The following is a 21,919-nucleotide window of genomic DNA, read 5'->3' as shown; positions in this document are numbered from 1 at the left end:
TTGAATTGGATTAATTTCTCTTATGTTATCTAAAAGTATGAATAACAAAGTCGTTGATGCGTTTGCACTGAGCAAGATGCAAAGCGGTATGTATTGCTCCAGTGAGCTTGCAGAGCATGATGTACTTTACCAGGACGTCTTTAGCTTTCGACTTGCCTGTGAATGGCAAGAAACGGCGTTTAAACAGGCGATTGAAATCATTCTTTCACGCCACCCTGTGCTTAGGGCTGCGTATGACTTTAAAAAGTTCAGTCAGCCTTTGCAGCTGATATATCAGCATGGTTTGGTTGATTTTGAAGTCTTGAGCTCAGAGCCGGGGGATTTTGATAACGATATCAACGAAAAAATTAATCGCCTAAAGCACACCAGATTTGACTTATCCAGGCCGACACAAATGCGTTTTCGGGTGATTCGTTATTCCGCTGATGAATTTCAGTTGCTCATCAATGCGCACCATATTATGTTGGACGGCTGGAGTATGGCAACGGTGATTACCGAGTTGCTGTCTGTCTATCTGGCGCTCACTAAGGATGGAAACGTTGCTGATTGGGTGCCTCCCAAGGCAACGTTCAAAGCTTTTGTGAAAGCTGAGCAGAGCGCTCAGGCAAACCAGGAACATCAGCAATTTTGGACGGAGCAACTAAAAAAACATGAGTATAGTGAGACTCGCTGGCGCAGTGGGTCTGATTTAGGTAAGAAGCAAACTGTTACGCATCTGTGCAGCTTCGAGAAGTCACAGCAATTACAACATCTGGCTGCGAAGCAAAAAGTGAGCCTTAAAACACTGCTATTGTCGGCACATATGCTGGTTTGTGAGTACATTCAGGGCAGTGATAATGTTCATAGTACGGTGGTGGTAAACGGCAGACTGGAAACGAGTGGTGCAGATCGTGCTGTGGGTTTGTTTGTTAACTCTCAGCCACTATTGACCGATGGTCATGCTGCGTCATTTGCACAGCAGATAGCCGCTGTAGATGCCAAGCTGAATTGCTTGCAAAGACACCGGCGATATCCATATGCCGAATTAGTCAGACAGCATGGTACACCCATCAGTGACGTCAGTTTTAATTTTGTGAACTTCCATGTCTATGAAGCTATTCAAGGCTCTGAGCGATTGCAGGTAAAAGAGGTCACCTTGTTCGAAAATGATAACTTTTCATTGTCGACAACATTTAACCTGATGCCATCTGGCCAGCTTCAATTGAAAATCAACTTCGATGACAGCAAGTTTTCACTCAGTGATGCTGCTGTGATTGAAAGGCTATACCTCGATACACTGACGGCAATGCTTACATCAGTGGAAGGCAGTTGTCAGCTGTCCTGGGAGTCCGACTTAGTCAATCCATTACCATTGAACTTAGCGACACCTCCAGAGTTGATCCATGACTATGTAGCGCAGTGCGCTGAAAAGTTTGGCAATCACATCGCTATCAGCGATGAGGTCCGGAGTCTGACTTATCGTCAGCTAAACTGTATTGCAAACTCGCTCTCCCATGCCCTGATAGCAAAGGGGATTAGACCTGAATCAAAAGTGGCGCTATGTCTGGAAAGAGGCATCGATCAAGTTCTGGCCATTTTGGCAATATTGAAAGCCGGGGGTGCTTATATTCCGCTAGATCCGAGTTACCCTGACGAAAGGCTGGCTTATATTTTGTCTGACTCTAAACCCGATTTAGTGATCAGTGATGGCATACGCCTGAGCGCACAGGAGTTTGATGTTTTTTGTCAGGTAGACTTCACCGAATTGAAACAGTACTCAGGATGTGATGCTAACCCTGTCGTTACGGGTCTGGGAAGAAGCTCTCTTGCTTATGTTATCTATACATCCGGCTCGACGGGCGCGCCCAAAGGGGTGATGGTTGAACATGGCAATGTCATTCGTTTAATGCACCACGCACAAACGATTTTTGACTTTAACGAGCAGGATGTGTGGACAATGTTTCATTCCTTCTCATTCGATTTTTCTGTATGGGAAATGTGGGGGGCGCTCTGTTTTGGTGGTGAGCTGTTGGTTGTCCCTCAAGATTGTGCCCGGTCGCCAGAGGCATTTTTCACCCTGTTGAGAAGTAAGTCTGTGACGATTTTGAATCAGACTCCTTCAGCTTTTTATAATTTGATCGCTGTTGATCAGCGTTCGGCTGAAACATTGAATTTACGGTATGTTATTTTTGGAGGAGAGGCGCTGACACCTTCTCTGTTATCCTCCTGGGTTGATAAATATGGCCTCCAAAGCCCGGCTTTGGTGAATATGTATGGCATCACTGAAACAACGGTTCATGTTACATATAAACGATTGACTGCTGACGATTTGAGCCTGGAAAAAAGTAACATCGGATACCCACTACCGGATCTGTCAGTGCGCATAGTGTCATCCCAGGGCCATAACCTTCCACCGGGGGCGATAGGCGAAATGTATATTGCGGGGCCGGGCGTTGCCCGAGGGTATAATGGCAAACCAGCATTAACGCAGGATAAGTTCGGAGTAACTACAGCTGAGGGGGAAAGGTTTTATCGCAGTGGCGACCTGGCCCGGTTACTGCCGACAGGCGAGTTGGAGTATATAGGGCGAGCAGACCAACAGGTTAAAATTCGAGGGTTTAGAATTGAACTGAGTGAAGTGGAAAGCAAATTATCGCGATACCCTGAGTTAGAGGATGTGGTGGTTATTGCCCGTGATCAACCTTTGCGGCTGGTCGCTTTTGTTAAATCCCGGAATGAAGCATTTGATCTGACCAAATTCGAGTCATTTATGAATCGTAGTTTGCCTAATCATATGATCCCTTCTTTTGTGATGGTATTAGCGGCTATGCCTCTGACCGAAAATGGCAAAGTAGATAAGAAAGCACTGGCTTTACAGGTACTGTCAGGGAGCGAAAAGCAAACAACAAGTGACAACAAGCCTAACGTACTGGAAACTCAGTTGAGCCAGATCTGGGAGGAGGTGTTGAATGTGCAGGGCGTGGGGCTTGATCAAAGCTTTTTTAACGTAGGTGGCGACTCTATCAGGGCACTCTCAGTCATTTCTCGCTGCGCCGATGAAAACATCCATTTTTCGGTCAAGGATCTGTTTGCTCAGAAGACAATCAGAAATCTCGCTGCGCTCATTGCCAGCGGCGCAGTTAAAGCGGATGCTGAAATTGCAATACAGCCGTTTGGACAACTTAGCAGCCTTGAGAAAAGTACACTTGTCGATATCTATGGTGAGCGAGTAGAAGATGCATATCCGTTGAGCAGCTTGCAAAAGGGGATGGTTTTTCATCATCAACTTCAGCCTGGCAAAGGCACCTATCACGATGTGTTTAGTCTGGATATAAAATTAAACTGGAGCCTGCCAAAGTTTACCAAAGCTGTTGAAGAAATGATGACAGCGCATCACATGCTCAGAGCAACTTTTCATCTCGAAGGTGAGCATGGATACGCCATCATTCACGAAAAACCACCTGTACCTTTGTTTTTTGAAGATCTACGTGGCGTATCATCCGAAGCACAGACACCAACCATACAGGCCTGGTATCAGGCTGAGATAAAGCGGGAAATCGCATTAGATGAACTGTTGTGGTCTGTACATTGTCATCAGCTTGATAACGAACATATGTGTTTTCATCTGAGCTTTCACCATGCCTTGCTGGATGGGTGGAGTGTCGCCAGCTTATTGAGCGAATTATTTGAGCGATACCTGTCAAAGTCTCAGGGGAGGGCCGAGAAAACATATCAGGGCGTCCCCTCTTTTGGTGAGGCTGTCGCATTAGAATTCAAAGCGTTATCCGACGAAGCCAACATTGCTTTTTGGCAAACCTATCTGAATGAGACTGAAACGCCATGGTGGAAAAGTGAAAAGCGAGACGAGACGCTGGAAACCCGTTTCTCCTTGTCTCATCAGCAAAGTCAGAAAATAAAGCAAATAGCAGCACAAAGCCAGGTTCAGGTTAAGTCCTTGTGCCTTGCAGTACATCAGACTTTCATGCGTTTGATCAGTGGGCAGGAAAACCTCACCACACCCACGGTATTTAACACCCGGCCCGAAATTCCCGGTGCTCAACGCACTCTGGGCTTGTTTTTAAATAGTCTGCCAGTGCGCATCACAGAGCCTCATGGAAAAACCTGGGCACAGATGCTCAATGATACCGAAACACAGTTGCAAAACGTCAATGCACATCGCTTTTTTCCTTTGTCTGAAATACAGAATTTATTACAAGAGGATTATGCGTCATCGTTGTTTAATTACACCGATTTTCATGCCTACAAACAGGTATCTGATGATATCGAGGTGCTAAATTCTCAGGTATTCGAAAAAACGAATTATCAACTGGAAGTTCACTGCAATTGGCTCGTGCAGGAGCAATGCCTGAGTGTTGTGTTAAAGCTCGATAGCGCCAGTTTTAGTAAGACACAGTTGCGTCGGTATGAGCAGTACTTACGAAATATCTTCACTGCTTTGATTGAGCAGGAGAAGGACGATATCGATTTGAATCAGTTCCTGAGCACTCAGGAGCGCGACATGCTACTTCACGAGTGGAATAGTACGGACGAGCTGATTTCGAGTAACACATGTATTCATCAGTGGTTTGAAACACAAGCAGCTCATACACCTGATGCGCTCGCTGTGAGGATGGGTGCTGAGTCAATCACCTATAAAGAGCTCAATGAGCGTGCTAACCAGCTGGCACATTATCTTAGAACAAGATATAAGGTTAAAGCCGGGGAACTGGTTGGTGTGCATCTCGAACGCTCTATTGATTTGGTAGTGGCTTTTTGGGCCATATTAAAAACCGGTGCCGGTTATGTTCCCCTGGACACCGGTGCGCCTGCGGCGCGTTTGCAACAGGTTGTCCAGGAAAGTAAACTTTTGTGTGTGCTCGTCAGTGAAAGCACCCAACTACCAGAGGTGATACCAGCTTGCAGTCTGCTCATAGAGAAAGAGCTGGATGGTACTTTATATCCAACCAATAATTTGGCGTTACCGTATAATATCAAAGACACCGCATACGTCATATTTACCTCGGGCTCAACCGGAACGCCAAAAGGCGTAGTTACAGAGCATCAGGCACTGGTGAATCGCATTGACTGGATGCAGAAAACGTATCAGTTAAAGCGCGAAGATCGTGTTTTACAAAAAACGCCGGTCAGCTTCGATGTATCGTTATGGGAATTAACCTGGCCCTTCATATCTGGGGCGGGTTTAGTTATGCTGGAGCCTGACGCGCATAAAGACCCGCAAAAGCTTAGTCGTGAGATTATTAAACAACAAATCAGTGTATTACACTTTGTACCATCTATGTTTGAGCAAGTGTTGCAGCATGGTGAATGGCAAGCATGTCAGAGTGTACGTCTGGTTTTGTGCAGTGGCGAGGCGCTGCCGGGAGCCTTAGTTAAAAAGCATTATGCGTTTCATAATGCCCGTCTGGATAATCTGTATGGTCCCACTGAAGCCGCGATTGATGTGAGCCAGTGGCACTGTGTCCCAGACACTGAAAGTGTTCCAATTGGCAAGCCTATCCAAAATACTAAACTGTATGTCCTGGATAAGCAGGTATCGACGTTAGCACCGACCGGCACACCAGGAGAGTTGTATATTGGTGGCACCGGCCTTGCGCGCGGTTATCTGAACCAGCCAGCCCTTACGGCTCAGGCATTTGTCACCGCGCCAGCACAAATAGGCGGCCGATTATATAAAACAGGTGATATTGCACGTTATAACGAAGATGGCAGTCTGGATTATCTTGGCCGCAAAGACTTTCAGGTTAAAATTCGTGGTGTCAGAATTGAACTCGAAGAGATTGAATATCACCTCTGTTCATTCGCTGCCATTCAATCGGCGAAAGTTGTTGTTGTCCCGGGGGCGAGCAACCAAGGAGTGCTTGCTGCGGTGGTCGTGTTAAACACAGAGTGTGGCAGCAATGAGGGACTGAGCGAGATAAAGAGTGCGCTGGCACAGAAGTTACCTGGCAGCATGTTTCCTGCTCGCTGGGTTATGGCAGACACTATACCGGTTACAGCCAATGGTAAAACAGATAGCAAGGCTTTACTAAAGCTGGTTGCCCAGAGTGAGCGTGAGCCACTGACACCATTGAGTTCTGATACTCAGCGCAGGGTTGGTCAATTTTGGTCACAGCTGCTGAATGTTGATGAAACGGAGTTAGGTCGTGAGAGCAACTTTTACGAACTGGGTGGCAGTTCTCTGCAGCTAATGCCTTTGCTTAGTTGGCTAAACACTCAGGTTGGCGATTCGGTATCACTGAATACGCTGATGACCTTAGAGACCATCTATGCAATGTCCAATTTCATAGATATGGCGACTGCGGACAGTGAGGTACATCATACAAATAAGGAAAGAGAGGTTTTTGAGCTATGAGTTTGGATGATCTGATAGCAAAGTTAACAATGCTAGGCGTACAGATTGAGGCAAAAGAAGGCAAGTTAGCTATTAATGCGCCAAAGAACGTACTCGATAAAACCTTAATGCAAGCGCTGAAAGTACATAAAGAAGCTTTGCTAAAGCGTGTGGGAGCAAAAGGTGCCTCTCTAGCCCCCTTGCACTCAGATACTCATCAGTACTCTGGGCGCTTATCATCGTCACAAAGTCGTTTGTGGTTTCTTGAGCAATTACAGGACACTCAGGGGCAGTACAATATCTTCTCGGCGTTTGATGTCGAAGGTGAACTGGACTTGGTCGCCGCAGAGCAGGCAATTACTCAGATAATCGATCGGCATCAGGTGCTGAGAACAACCTACCGGCTTGAACAGGACCTGCCCCAGCAGAGTGTATGTAAGGCATGGGATTTCTCAATAAACCAGTACGATGCTTCAGCGTATGCCAGTGATACCTCAGCACTGAATGAGGTACTTCACAGTGAGGCTTATTTACCATTTGACCTTACACAGGCATTGCCGATCAGAGTTAGTTTCTATCGGGTATCCGAACAGATAGGTGTGCTCACACTTACTGTGCATCATATTGCAGCAGATGGGTGGTCGATGAATATTCTGGCCAATGAATTTGCAGCTATCTATCGCAACCTAAAACAGCCTGACACGGCCCCCCTGTCATTACCAAAGCTACCAATCCAGTTTATGGATTATTCACGCTGGCAGTCAGAGTGCCTGGCACAACAGCAATGGGACAATGACCTAAGTTATTGGCGCAACCAGTTAGAAAATTTGCCGACTATCCATGGACTGCCACTTGACAGAAAGCGCCCAGAGACAGCGGGTCACCTTGGCGCCACATTGAAACGGGTTTGCACAGCAGAGGATATTCAGAACCTGTCTGAGTTAAGTCGCCAGTTAAAAGTGACTGAGTTTGTATTGTTACACGCTGCTTTTGCAATCACTTTAGCAAGGTTCTCAGGTGAAACGGACATTGTTATTGGTACGCCGGTCTCAAATCGCCTGCAAAGTGAAACACATCCACTGATTGGTTTCTTTGTAAATTCCCTGGTACTGAGAACTCAGGTCGACCAATCGAGTACGCTTAAAGACTTCATTGATGCAGTGAATGGCGTGAATAAAGAAGCGCAGATACATCAGCAGCTGCCATTTGACTATCTGGTTGAGCAGCTAAAACCGGTTCGCCAATCAAATGTATCTCCGCTGTTTCAGGTTGCCATTGCGCTGGATAATACGCCAGATCAGCTGATTGAGCTACCAAATGTAGCACTAACTCCCAGAGAGATTGATAATAACAGGGCAAAGTTTGACCTTATGTTGCAGGTCAAACCACGTCATAGTGGTTGGGTATTTGAATTCAATTACGATACACAACTATTCGACGTCGCGACGGTCGCTCGGTTAGGCAATAGTTTTATGGCCGTGCTGAATTCTCTGTCAAAACAGCTTGATTTGCCTATTGCTGACTGTCCGGTGATTGATGACGCACAGCAGGTCGAGTTGCAGGCATTAACTCAGTTTGAGGAGCAAACCTGCCAGCGTTCTATTGTTGATGTGTTCGTGCAACAAGCCGAAAAATTCGCCGACAGGCCCGCAATAGTGTTTGGTGAAACTGAGCTGACATATGCGCATCTTAACGCGCGTGCCAACCAGGTAGCTAATCGTATCGTGGCAAGCGGCAAGAAACCAGGCGCGCTTATCGGGGTACATTTAGACCGTTCGATAGAGTTGTTAGTGGCCATACTTGGGGTGTTGAAAGCCGGGTGTGCCTATGTCCCCCTGGACCCCTTGTATCCTCAGGAACGTAAGGATTACATCGTTCAGGATAGTCAACTCGACTTACTTTTGGTGAGCAGTGAGCAACAATTGTGTCTGTCTTCAAGCCCTGAGCTTGTAGATATTAAAGTGCTGCTTGCTGATGCTCAGCCTCTTTGCGATACGCCAAATGTGCAACTGGAAGACGAGCACCCCGCCTATGTTATTTATACGTCAGGCTCAACGGGCAATCCTAAAGGTGTACTGCAAACTCATAAGAATGTACTTAGTCTGTTCGCCTCAACGTCGGATCTCTTTGAGTTTAATGAAGCGGATGTATGGACACTGTTTCACTCCGTGTCCTTTGACTTCAGCGTCTGGGAAATATGGGGTGCCCTACTATTTGGTGCGAAACTGGTTATCCCCTGTGCGGATACTGTCAAAGATACACCGGCATTTGTGGCACTGTGTCGTAAACACAAAGTCAGCATACTGAATCAGACTCCGGGTGCATTTGGCAATTTCAGCGAGACTGTTGTAGCCCAGTCCGAACCACTTTGCGCACTAAGGTATGTGGTGTTTGGAGGTGAGGCATTACATGTCGAGCGGTTACTGCCCTGGTGGCAACATTTCGGTGAGAATGCAACGCAGTTTGTGAATATGTATGGGATCACTGAAACCACGGTGCATGTGACCTATAAATGGCTATCTCACACTGATCTGGGCTCTGATAGCATTGGGAAACCCATGGCTGATAAGTCAGTCTATATACTGGACAAAGCGCTGCGCCCTGTTCCATTCGGCGCAACAGGTGAGCTATTTGTGGGCGGAATCGGGTTGGCAAAAGAGTATCTGAATCGCCCCCAGTTGACCGCAGAGCGCTTTATTGACAATCCTTTTCAGGCTTCTGGCAAATTATATCGAACAGGTGATTTGGTTCGGCTTTTGTCAAATTCCGAACTGGCTTATATGGGTCGCATTGATGATCAACTTAAAATACGCGGCTTTCGCATTGAACCTGGTGAGATTGAAGCGAGCCTGAAGCAGTGCGATATGGTGGCTGATGCATTGGTCATTGCACAAGACGATGAGCGAGGTCACACTCGCCTGATTGGCTATGTTGTCGCAAGCCCGGGGCTGAACTGCGACGAAATAAAACGACAATTGAGTGAGCGCCTGCCGCCACATATGGTGCCTGCCCAGGTCGTTGTTGTCGAGAAATGGCCCCTCACGCCCAATGGAAAAATAGACCGCCAAGCTTTACCGGATCCCCAGCCTGTCCGGCATGACAATAATCCTGTGGTAAAGCCTGACAATGAGATTGAGCAGGCATTGCATGCTATCTGGTGTGAGTTACTGCCAGTGAGCGCAGAGCAATTGAGTGTTACCGAGAACTTTTTTGCTTTGGGTGGCGACTCGATTCTTTCTATTCAGGTGGTTTCCCGAGCTGCCCGGCGAGGATTACACTTTTCAGTCAAACAGCTGTTTGAGCATCAGACGATCCGTGGTCTGTCAGGCCATGTAAACCGCGATACAGGGACTCAGCAAGATCAAAGCCAGGTCACTGGCAGCCAGCGACTATTACCGATACAAAAATCCCTGTTTAAAGATGAGACGGCCGTGTCGCATTTTAATCAGTCGATTTTACTGGATTGCCCGTCACAGCTGACGTTAAGTCAGTTATCAGACATAGTCACAGCCCTCATTCACAAACACGATGTACTGAGGTTAAGCTTCGCGAAAGTATCTCAGCAGTGGTGTGCGACTTATCAGGCGCAGGCACAGCATGTTTATGTGTATGAAGAAAAAGCGGTTGAGCCAGGTGCAATACCAGCTATATGCGACCAGTACCAGCAAAGTCTGTGTTTGCATAGCGAGCTTTTTAAGCTGGTATTATTACGACTGAAAGATGGCAGTTGTCGCTTATTTTGGGTTATGCACCATCTTATTGTTGATGGGGTATCCTGGCGCATCCTGTTGGAGGATCTCCAGCTGGCTTGGTCTCAGCTAAGCAAGGGGGACGACATAGTGTTGGGGCCCAAAACTATGTCATATCAGCAGTATGGTGAATTACTCAATGAGTTTGCCCAGAGTGAGCGTATCGAGCAGGAACGTAGTTACTGGACATCAGTATTGTCTCATCCGGTATGTGAAATTAAGTCTGACAGCCAGCAAGTAAGTGCCGTAGCAAGTATTAACAGCGTTGAATTTGAGCTCGATGAGGCACTGACGGAGCGATTGCTTAATCAGGCCTGCTTGCCCTACAGAACCCACATCAATGAGCTGTTGCTAACAGCGCTCTCTGAGGCTTTTTATCAGTGGCAGGGGCTTAAGCATATTAGAATCGATCTTGAAGGGCACGGCCGGGATAATGTACATTTCATGGCTGACTTGAGTCAGACGGTTGGCTGGTTTACCAGTATTTTCCCTGTTCTGCTTAGCAGTGAGCAGCATAGCTGGTCAGAGCGTATATGTGCAGTTAAAGAAAACATCCGCAACATTCCTGGAAAAGGTCTTGGTTTCGGTCTGTTAGCTGAACTGCACGAGGAGGGGAAACCGGGCGAAGCAAGTCCTGTTTCGTTCAATTATTTGGGTCAGTTCGACCAATTAGCTACACCATCGCTTTCTGAAAGTACAGCTGCATTTAGCCTGGCTCAAGAAAGTACCGGAAATGATATCAGTCCTGACAGGGCGCCCGCATATAGCCTGAATTTTAACGGTATGATCAGAGCTGGTCGATTGTACTTCCGACTGGATTACTGTGAAGGTATCCACAGTCGTGACTGTGCAGCACAGCTATCTCAGCATTTCAGGGATAGTATCACGCAACTTATTACTTACTGTTGCGAAGATGCAGTGTCAAAGTACACACCCGCGGACTTCCCACTGGCAAATATCTCCCAGCATAGTCTGGATGATTTGCAAATCGACAGTGATATTGAGGATCTATATCCTGCAACAGGCATGCAGCAAGGTTTGTTATTGCAAAGTAGCCTCGTTTCTGGTGCATATATCACCCAAAAACGCTTACAGCTGACTGGTAAGTTAGATATCAACGCACTCAAGCAGGCGTGGGAAAAAGTGACTACACGCCACAGCGTGCTGCGAACCAGCTTTGTTGAAGATGTAACTACTCTTCAGTTAGTTCATCGACATGTTTCACTCCCCTGGGTTGTAAAAGATCTGAGTGAGTTTGATAATGTAAAGCAACAGCAACTGATCTGTGCCTACCAGGCTGATGATCAGGCGCAGGGATTTAACCACACTGATGCACCGCTGATGCGCCTGTGTTTGTTCCGCCAGGGAGAGGAACAGTACACTTTATTGTGGTCAATTCATCATGCTTTGATAGATGGCTGGAGTTTACCTCTGGTGCTATCAGAAGTGGTTGACTGTTACGCTGCAATTCGAAAAGGTCAGCCTGATGAACTGCCGCTACACACAAAGGCAAGCCTTTATCGAGATTATGTTGCCTGGTTGATTGAGCGCGATACCACTGAGACACGACTATGGTGGAAAAATGCCTTGTCGGAACTGGGACATGGTCAGCTGACTCTCGGTAACACCTGGACCCGACCAACAGGGGCGCGCCAAGTTCTGAACATATCTGCTGATAGTAAGCTGACCGAGTGTCTGGAAGCGCTTGTAAAAGAGCTGGGTGTGACGATGAATGTACTCGTTCAGGGCGCTTGGGCCTTATTGTTGTCACGCTATAGTCACGAATCGGATGTTATTTTTGGTACTACCGTATCAGGCAGACCGCCAGAATTGCCTCATATAGAGCAGTTAGTGGGGTTATTCATCAATACCATACCTGTGAACGTGTCGGTGCCATCTGACATGAGTGCCGCAGATTGGTTGCGGGCGTTGCATCGTGAACAAGCTGAGCGTGAGGCACATAGTTATATGCCTCTGAGTGAGATTCAGCGCGCTGCTGGCTGCTCTGGACAGCGTATTTTTGATACTCTGATGGTGTTTGAAAACTACCCATTTGATGCGGGTCTGGTTGACCATGCCAAAGCGGCAGAGCTGAACGTAACCTCCGTTGAGGATTATGAGGGTACAGATTATGCACTCACGTTAATTACATCCGTACAACAAGTATTGACGTTTAAAGCTGAGTATCAATCAGGACTTTACAGCGAACAGGCGATTACACGTTTACTGGACTCACTGCTCACACTTTTAAAGCATCTGGCAGATGACCCACATCAGGAAGTGCAGCGCATTGAACTATTGTCAGCGAGGCAGATTGAGGAGCAGCTGAGCATCATGAGTGGTAAGTCCTGCACTGTGCCAGACTCAACACTGCATGGACTCTTCAGTGCTCAGGCACAGCAAACGCCGACGCATATTGCGCTGGAGCAAGAAGAGCAACAGCTTACCTATGCACAGCTGGAGTCTCTTTCTAATCAGTTGGCAAACGCGCTTGTACAGACTCACAAGGTTAGTAAAGGGATGCTGATAGGGTTGCACATGTCACGCGATATGTGGATGGTTGTTGGTATCTTAGGAATTTTGAAAGCGGGTGGCGCTTACGTGCCGCTTGACCCGCAGTACCCTCAGGCACGCCTGCAACACATAGCTCAGGATAGCCAGCTTCAGTGTGTTGTCGGTAATGGGCAAAAACCACAGTGGCTGACCTCTGATACCGGCTGGTTTACGCTTTGTGACGAAGCGCACCTGACCGCATTTTCTGAACAGGCTCCTGTGGCAATGACAGAGCCTGAGCAGATTGCCTATGTAATTTATACATCGGGCTCAACAGGGTTACCGAAAGGGACTTTGATCCGACATCGTAATGCTGTGGCGATGCTGTCCTGGGCAAAAGAGGTGTATTCAGCGGCACAAGCTCAGCGCGTTCTGGCCTCGACTTCAGTGAACTTCGACATTTCGGTATTTGAATTATTTTTCCCGTTAAGCATTGGTACAAGTATCGTTCTGGTTGACAGTATTCTGGGCCTGCTCGATGTAGATGTACCCTCAGTCACCTTAATTAATACGGTACCATCCGGTATTAAAGCACTACTGGATAGTCACCGGGTCCCTGACAGCGCTCAGGTTATCAACTTGGCGGGAGAAGCATTGACGAAAGATGTGGTAAATCGACTTCTTGAGTTAAAACCCAATCGCAAAGTTTACAATTTATATGGGCCTTCAGAGGATACGACCTATTCGACCTGGGCTGCCTATGACGGTGTTGTGTCTGAGGTGCCACACATTGGTAAGCCATTGCACAACACTCAAGCCTATGTGCTGGATCCCCATCAACGGGTCGTGCCGATAGGGGGGGTCGGAGAGCTTTATCTCGGTGGTCAGGGTGTCAGCAAGGGCTATCTGAAGAAAGCGGGTTTAACCGCTGAGAAATTTGTTGAGAACCCGTTTAAACAGGGAGATATTATTTATCGTACTGGCGATTTAGTCAGAGTGGATGAGTTGGGTGACCTTCACTATCTGGGTCGTAATGATGAGCAGGTCAAGATAAAAGGGTTCAGGATCGAACTAGGTGAAATCCGCCATCAGCTGGTCGCATTGGAACAAGTGAGTGAGGCTCTGGTTGTGGAGGCTCAAGGACGTTCAGAACTTTATGCGTATGTCACGCTCCATAGCAACTGTGCACCGGGTGTCACTGAAGGGCGTGTTAAAGCGCTGCTTGGTAAGCGTTTGCCTCACTATATGATACCAAAGCACGTTGTGATACTTGAGCGCTTCCCCTTATTGCCAAATGGAAAAATCGATAAAGCTTGTTTACCCACGCCGGAAAAAGTAGCTGAGCCAGGTGTATTGGAGCTGTCAGAAACACAAGCGAAGATAGCGCAAGTGTGGACAGCGTTATTGGGTCAAGTCGTCACAGACTCGCAAGCCAGCTTTTTTGCTCTGGGTGGTGACTCACTGCTTGCCGTTAAGCTGAAAAATGAACTTGAGCATTTTTATCAGATTACCGTACCTCTGAGCAAAATATTCGACACCCCACAACTGAGTGACCTAGCAAGTTACATAGAATCTCAGCGGGAGACAGGAGATTATCAAGAGGTAACGATTGCGGCTTTAGGTGCCGAAGAAAGCCCCTTGTCATTTTCTCAGCAAAGATTGTGGTTTATCGATCAGCTTGAAGGCGGCAGTGCTCACTACAACATGCCATTGACACTGTCTTTCACAGGGCACCTCGACGCCAAACTGGTGGAGCAGAGTCTGCGTAGCCTGATTGAACGTCATGAAGCCTTACGGACGGTTTTCTCGCCTCAGCCGACAGGTGTGCAACAGGTGGTACGCAAGGAATTCAGTTTTACGTTGGAACATCGGGTGTTGCAGGGGCAGGAAACGGCTGCGCAACAAGCCGAACAGCTTGCGCAACTCGAAGCGTTACGGGCTTTTGACCTGACCCGGGATTTGCCTATACGCGGCTTGCTGATTCATACCGGCGAGGAGCAGGGTATATTGCAAATCACAGTTCATCACATTGTCTCTGATGGCTGGTCGATGAGTATTCTGATGCATGAGTTTACACAAATTTATGCTCAGCTGGCGCAGGGGAATGTACCTGAGTTACCGGCTTTATCGTTACAATACGGCGACTTCTGTCACTGGCAACACAGCTACTATGATGCGGATACACTTCAGGAAAAGCTGAGCTACTGGCAGACTCATCTGTCTGGGTTACCTCAGGTACACAGCTTTCCTCTGGATAAACCCCGGCCACAACGTCAGGGCTTTGCAGGCAGTCAACATCAAGGTGCCATTGACGACAAGGTTATCCGGGGCTTACAGGCATTATCTCAGGCTCAGCATGCAACCCTGTTTATGAGCCTGCAAGGTGCATTCAGCCTGCTGCTGAGTCGTTACGCGAATGAATCAGATATTGTTATGGGTACGCCGGTGGCCAATCGCCAGCAGCGCCAGCTTAGTGAAGTTGTAGGGTTCTTTGCTAATACTCTGGTACTGCGCACGCAGGTCGAGATAACCGAAAGTTTCAATGAGTATCTTGCACAGGTGAAAGCGGTTCATTTGGCGGGACAGGCACACCAGGATATGCCTTTTGAGCTATTGGTGGACAAACTGAATCCACAAAGAAGTATGAGTCATGCCCCCTTATTTCAAATCATGTTCAGTGTTGAACAAGAAGGAAGCATGACACAGGGCCAGACTCCGAGTCTGCCCGGGTGTGAGTTCGAAGTAGTGCCAATAGCAGAGCAGCCGGTGAAGTTTGACCTGGCGATGACCGTTAATCTGGACAAATCAGGTGCCCGATATACTCTGGAATATAACTCGGAGTTGTTTGAACCATCGAGCATCGCGCGGCTAGCGCAGAACTGGGAGCAACTGTTAAGCAGTATCGTGGCGCAGCCAGATAAGCCTATGCACACACTGACTTTGCTGTCGGATGAGCAACAGAGCAGATTACTGGCAGGGACAATACAGGCTGGAGCTAGTTTGCCATGGCCGACACTACACGCTGGGTTTCGGGCGCAGGCGGCGCAGACCCCCAAACGGATAGCGGTCAGCTGTGAAGAAGGCACACTCAGCTACGCAGAGCTGGACGCGTTATCAGACCGTCTGGCGATGGCACTCATAGCAGAGTACGGCGTGACATCGGACACTCTGGTGGGATTACATGTGTCGCGGAGTTACTGGATGCTGGTTGGAATGCTGGGGATACTTAAAGCGGGTGGTGCCTATGTTCCACTGGATCCCGGGTATCCGCAGGCTCGGCTGGAACATATGGTCGAGGACAGCGGTCTGAGCTGTATTGTGGGAGAGCAGGGACGGCCGGCATGGCTGTCGGAGTCGCTGGGCTGGGAAGATGTGCGTGCCGATGGCAAGCGTCAGCGTTATGGCGGCAATATCCAGGCGCAAACAACACGCTCAGACAATCTGGCATATGTGATATATACCTCGGGCTCGACCGGACAGCCAAAAGGCGTCATGATAGAGCATGGCGGCGTGATAAATTTAGCGTTACAGCAGCAAAATGTGTTTGCTGTAACCCCAGAGAGTCAGGTGATGCAGTACGCCGCGATTGGGTTTGATGCTGCTGTATCTGAGTGGGTCATGGCGCTACTCAAAGGCGCAACTTTACATATTTGTACCGAAAAGGCCAAGCAGTCGATCAGTGAATTTTCGTCGTTCTTGTTAGCAAAGAAAATCACACACGCAACAATCCCACCGGCATTGTTGCCTTTGCTTAACAGAGATCAGGGCTTCTATTTTGACGCCATTATCTTGGCTGGAGAAAGTTGTGACCAGTCTGTCGCATGGCATTGGGCCGAGACATTTAATGTTTTCAATTGTTATGGACCAACTGAAGCATCAGTATGTGCTACGATAGGTAAAGTATACTCCGGACAGACGCTTAATATCGGCCACGCAATGCCTGGGGTCACAGTCGCTGTAGTCGATGAGTTTGGTAACCTTGCGCCTGAAGGAGCGATTGGAGAGCTTTGTATCGGTGGTAATGGCCTTGCCAGAGCTTATCTGAACCAGCCAGCGCTGACAGAGCGGGCCTTTGTTACTATACCGAAAGTTTTTGAAGAAAAGGTGTACCGAAGTGGAGATCTGGTTCGGTTGCTCAACAATGGGACGTTGCGCTTCATCGGACGTAAAGATACTCAGGTAAAAGTGAATGGTCACAGGGTTGAGTTGGGAGAAATTCAGCAAACATTGCAGCAGTTAGAAGGGGTAGAAAACTGTTGCGTAACCATCAGCAAGACCAGTCAGGATGATCATGGTACGAAAATCATTGCTTTTGTTGTATATCATGACCCTTTACAAAGTACTGAACAGCGTAAGCTTATGGTATCAGACTGGCTGAAAGCGCGACTACCACGTTTTATGTTACCGGGTCACATTGAGTTGGTAGACGCGTTGCCGCTAACGGTGAATGGCAAAGTCAATTTCACTGAGTTGCTGTCTAATCTCCAGCTTCATCAAGTCGATACGACACCTTTAGAGACAGAAACTGAACATCAGGTTGCAAGTTGTTGGAGTCAGTTGCTGCAGATCTCAGCTGAGCGCTTACATAAGCAATCAGACTTTTTTGAGTTAGGTGGACATTCCATCTTATGCCTGCAGTTAAACATGGAACTTCAGGCTTTGTTTCAAATTGATATTCCGGTAGAGGACTTTTTCAACTATTCCTCAATTGAGGCGATTAGTGAACATATAGAGCGGATTTTGATAGCCAAACGTGCATCAAACCAAACAGGACAGAACAAAATGACAGAAGGGTGGCTATGATTGTTGCTGATGTTATAAATCGGGCTTCACAGGCCGGTGTATACTTATTTGTTGAGGATGGGCGACTCGGTTTTCGGACTGAGTTGGCCGAGTTACCGGCGGGCTTGAAACAAGAGATTGTTGAGCATAAAGAAAAGATTATCGCGTTTTTGGAATCATATGGACACTATGCATTAGATGAACAGGGGTTGATGATTGCCAAGCGCCCACCCTCTGAGGGCATCCCCTTGTCATTTTCTCAGCAAAGATTGTGGTTTATCGATCAGCTTGAAGGCGGCAGTGCTCACTACAACATGCCATTGACACTGTCTTTCACAGGGCACCTCGACGCCAAACTGGTGGAGCAGAGTCTGCGTAGCCTGATTGAACGTCATGAAGCCTTACGGACGGTTTTCTCGCCTCAGCCGACAGGTGTGCAACAGGTGGTACGCAAGGAATTCAGTTTTACGTTGGAACATCGGGTGTTGCAGGGGCAGGAAACGGCTGCGCAACAAGCCGAACAGCTTGCGCAACTCGAAGCGTTACGGGCTTTTGACCTGACCCGGGATTTGCCTATACGCGGCTTGCTGATTCATACCGGCGAGGAGCAGGGTATATTGCAAATCACAGTTCATCACATTGTCTCTGATGGCTGGTCGATGAGTATTCTGATGCATGAGTTTACACAAATTTATGCTCAGCTGGCGCAGGGGAATGTACCTGAGTTACCGGCTTTATCGTTACAATACGGCGACTTCTGTCACTGGCAACACAGCTACTATGATGCGGATACACTTCAGGAAAAGCTGAGCTACTGGCAGACTCATCTGTCTGGGTTACCTCAGGTACACAGCTTTCCTCTGGATAAACCCCGGCCACAACGTCAGGGCTTTGCAGGCAGTCAACATCAAGGTGCCATTGACGACAAGGTTATCCGGGGCTTACAGGCATTATCTCAGGCTCAGCATGCAACCCTGTTTATGAGCCTGCAAGGTGCATTCAGCCTGCTGCTGAGTCGTTACGCGAATGAATCAGATATTGTTATGGGTACGCCGGTGGCCAATCGCCAGCAGCGCCAGCTTAGTGAAGTTGTAGGGTTCTTTGCTAATACTCTGGTACTGCGCACGCAGGTCGAGATAACCGAAAGTTTCAATGAGTATCTTGCACAGGTGAAAGCGGTTCATTTGGCGGGACAGGCACACCAGGATATGCCTTTTGAGCTATTGGTGGACAAACTGAATCCACAAAGAAGTATGAGTCATGCCCCCTTATTTCAAATCATGTTCAGTGTTGAACAAGAAGGAAGCATGACACAGGGCCAGACTCCGAGTCTGCCCGGGTGTGAGTTCGAAGTAGTGCCAATAGCAGAGCAGCCGGTGAAGTTTGACCTGGCGATGACCGTTAATCTGGACAAATCAGGTGCCCGATATACTCTGGAATATAACTCGGAGTTGTTTGAACCATCGAGCATCGCGCGGCTAGCGCAGAACTGGGAGCAACTGTTAAGCAGTATCGTGGCGCAGCCAGATAAGCCTATGCACACACTGACTTTGCTGTCGGATGAGCAACAGAGCAGATTACTGGCAGGGACAATACAGGCTGGAGCTAGTTTGCCATGGCCGACACTACACGCTGGGTTTCGGGCGCAGGCGGCGCAGACCCCCAAACGGATAGCGGTCAGCTGTGAAGAAGGCACACTCAGCTACGCAGAGCTGGACGCGTTATCAGACCGTCTGGCGATGGCACTCATAGCAGAGTACGGCGTGACATCGGACACTCTGGTGGGATTACATGTGTCGCGGAGTTACTGGATGCTGGTTGGAATGCTGGGGATACTTAAAGCGGGTGGTGCCTATGTTCCACTGGATCCCGGGTATCCGCAGGCTCGGCTGGAACATATGGTCGAGGACAGCGGTCTGAGCTGTATTGTGGGAGAGCAGGGACGGCCGGCATGGCTGTCGGAGTCGCTGGGCTGGGAAGATGTGCGTGCCGATGGCAAGCGTCAGCGTTATGGCGGCAATATCCAGGCGCAAACAACACGTTCAGACAATCTGGCATATGTGATATATACCTCGGGCTCGACCGGACAGCCAAAAGGCGTCATGATAGAGCATGGCAATGCCATCGCGTTTTTGAACGGAATGAGTGATGAGTTAACTCACAACGAGGGGGCTTGGTTAGCATTAACCAGTATGTCTTTTGATATTTCGGTATTAGAAACACTTGGTGCGCTTATTTATGGATTTAAAGTTGTACTGGCTCCTTCAATAAGAGATGCTTTGCAGTCTGCCCCATCAGCTAAGCAGACAGCACCAAGAGAGTTGCAATTTGGTCTCTACTATTTTGGTAACTATCACAGTAGCAACAGTGATTTATACGGCCTGCTCATGGCCGGAGCCAAATTTGCAGATCAGAATGGTTTTGATGCAGTTTGGACCCCTGAGAGGCACTTTGCAGAATTTGGCGGTTTATTCCCCAACCCCGCAATTACAGGCGCTGCTATTGCTGCGGTAACACAGAAAGTTCAGATCCGTGCAGGTAGTTGTGTTTTGCCGCTTCGGGATCCAATTAATGTGGCTGAAGACTGGGCAATGATAGACAACCTGTCCAATGGGCGGGCAGGGGTATCTTTCGCCTCGGGATGGCATCCCAATGACTTTGTACTGTCACCCGACAATTATTCCGAACGACACAAAGTGATGACTGACGGTATTAAGCTGGTGCAAAAACTATGGCGTGGTGAAACAGTATCCCGCCTGAATGGACAGGGTAAAGAAACGGCAGTACGCTGCTTTCCGACCCCTGTGCAGGAAGATGTTCCCGTTTGGTTTACCGTCGCTTCTAATCCTGAGGCATTTATTAGCGCAGGAAAGATGGGCGCGAATGTACTTACGCATTTGCTGGGTCAGACACTGGGTGAGTTGCAAAGTAAAATTGCATTGTATCGCGAAGCCTGGCATGAAGCTGGTCATGCCGGTGAGGGTAAAGTCAGTTTGATGTTGCATACATTCATTGCTGACAGCGAGGAAGAAGTCGTTCAGCATGCTAAGGAGGCTTTTAAAGGGTACCTGGCAACTTCGTTAGATCTTATTAAGCGCATAGAGGCATCGCTTGAAGATTATGAACCTGAAAACGTATCTCAGGATGATATTCTTGAAGTGGCATTCAGCCGTTATTACAAAACATCTTCACTGATTGGCACTGTGGAATCATGCCTCGATTTACTCAGCAAAGTGGCTGCTGCGGGTGTCAATGATATCGCCTGTTTGGTCGACTTTGGTGTTGCGGAAGATGTAGTAATTCAACACTTTGACAAGATAAAAGCTGTAAAAGATAAGTATAAGCAGCTGCAAAATACGAAAAAACAAGATATAGTAGCGCTTGCGCAGCAACATAATGTGACTCACATACAAAGTACACCCGCATATGTTGCGCTGTTTGATACTGAGCAAGGGCACAGAGTGCTGGAAAAGCTTGAACAGTACCTGGTCGGAGGAGAAGCTTTTCCGACTGCCGTCGCAAACTTCCTCAAAGAGAAGATGCCGGGCCGAATACTCAATGTTTACGGGCCAACTGAAGCGACGATATGGTCGTCTAAGCACCTTATTCAAGCATACCATCAGAGCAGTATTCCGATTGGTGAGCCTTTGAAGGGTTATCAGTATTATGTATTAGATAAGTATCAGCACCTGCTGCCCTATGGGGCGATAGGTGAGCTGTATATAGGTGGTGCGGGTGTCGCCCGTGGATACCATAATAGAGCGAAGCTCACTGCCGAGAAGTTCATTGTCAATCCGTTTTGTGGCAATGAACAGCCGCGACTATACCGCACTGGTGACCTGGTACGCTATCGTTGTGATGGTACATTGGAGTTTATTGGGCGAGCCGACACTCAGGTTAAACTTCGTGGTTTCCGCATTGAGCTGGGGGAAATTGAGAATCAGATCCAGTCAACTGGATTGGTTAAGCAAGTGGCAGTATTGCTGACATCAACAGGAGCTAACGGGCGTCTAATTGCCTTTATTATCGCAAACGACGCGCCTGATGTCGCAACTTTGCCTGATGCGGTTTTGCACAAATTACAGGTAACTTTACCTGCTTATATGATGCCTTCTCGGATCGTGCCACTGGAATCATTTCCAATGACACCGAACGGTAAGGTAGACAAGATCGCTTTGTCTATGCAGTTGGGTGAAATAGACGATAATGTGCATTATCCACCAGAAGGAGAGTTGGAAAACTGGTTGATCAATACTTGTGCGCAGATGCTCAAAGTGGATGTTGAAACGCTCAGCGTGATGGCAAACTTTTTTGAGGTCGGTGGGCATTCGGTTTTATCAACGCAGCTCATTTCAGCCATAAATGATGCATTCAATATTCAGCTGCCAATTGCAGCGATATTTGAAGCACCGAGTTTCCGCGCGCTGGCAGAAACGATACAGGCATATCAGGACCAGCAAGAAGCTGATTTTGATGACGAGTATGAGGATACTTTGGAGCTTGTAATATAAGGAATATGGGGCATCAGGCCCCTGTTATTCCATGAATAACAACATAATAAATG

The 21,919-nt window shown here is 47.9% G+C and carries 3 protein-coding genes; all 3 read left to right on the top strand.

Annotated features, from left to right (window positions below; genetic code table 11):
* The first annotated feature begins 37 nt into the window (after positions 1-37).
* The 3 genes from NH568_RS20615 to NH568_RS20605 are packed head-to-tail and all read left to right on the top strand — an operon-like array spanning position 38 to position 21,866.
* Positions 38-6,352: a non-ribosomal peptide synthetase gene (locus NH568_RS20615; protein ID WP_253050468.1), complete on the top strand. Its 6,315-nt coding sequence runs from the start codon at positions 38-40 to the stop codon at positions 6,350-6,352.
* Positions 6,349-17,376: a non-ribosomal peptide synthetase gene (locus NH568_RS20610; protein WP_253050466.1), complete on the top strand. Its 11,028-nt coding sequence runs from the start codon at positions 6,349-6,351 to the stop codon at positions 17,374-17,376. Before NH568_RS20615 ends, NH568_RS20610 begins: the two co-directional genes overlap by 4 nt.
* Positions 17,373-21,866 carry a MupA/Atu3671 family FMN-dependent luciferase-like monooxygenase gene (locus NH568_RS20605; RefSeq protein ID WP_253050464.1) on the top strand — a complete coding sequence of 1,498 codons (4,494 nt, stop codon included), beginning with the start codon at positions 17,373-17,375 and terminating at the stop codon, positions 21,864-21,866. Before NH568_RS20610 ends, NH568_RS20605 begins: the two co-directional genes overlap by 4 nt.
* Positions 21,867-21,919: the final 53 nt, after the last annotated feature.

It is taken from the genome of Pseudoalteromonas sp. XMcav2-N, from assembly GCF_024124545.1.
GTDB lineage: Bacteria > Pseudomonadota > Gammaproteobacteria > Enterobacterales > Alteromonadaceae > Pseudoalteromonas.
The sequence above is the reverse complement of the archived record's forward strand: the minus strand, read 5'-3'. Positions and strand labels throughout refer to the sequence as shown.

What these genes read in the sequence shown, in the direction of transcription:
- NH568_RS20615 (WP_253050468.1), top strand. Translation starts at nt 38, where the DNA reads ATGAATAACAAAGTCGTTGATGCGTTTGCACTGAGCAAGATGCAAAGC.
- NH568_RS20610 (WP_253050466.1), top strand. Translation starts at nt 6,349, where the DNA reads ATGAGTTTGGATGATCTGATAGCAAAGTTAACAATGCTAGGCGTACAG.
- NH568_RS20605 (WP_253050464.1), top strand. Translation starts at nt 17,373, where the DNA reads ATGATTGTTGCTGATGTTATAAATCGGGCTTCACAGGCCGGTGTATAC.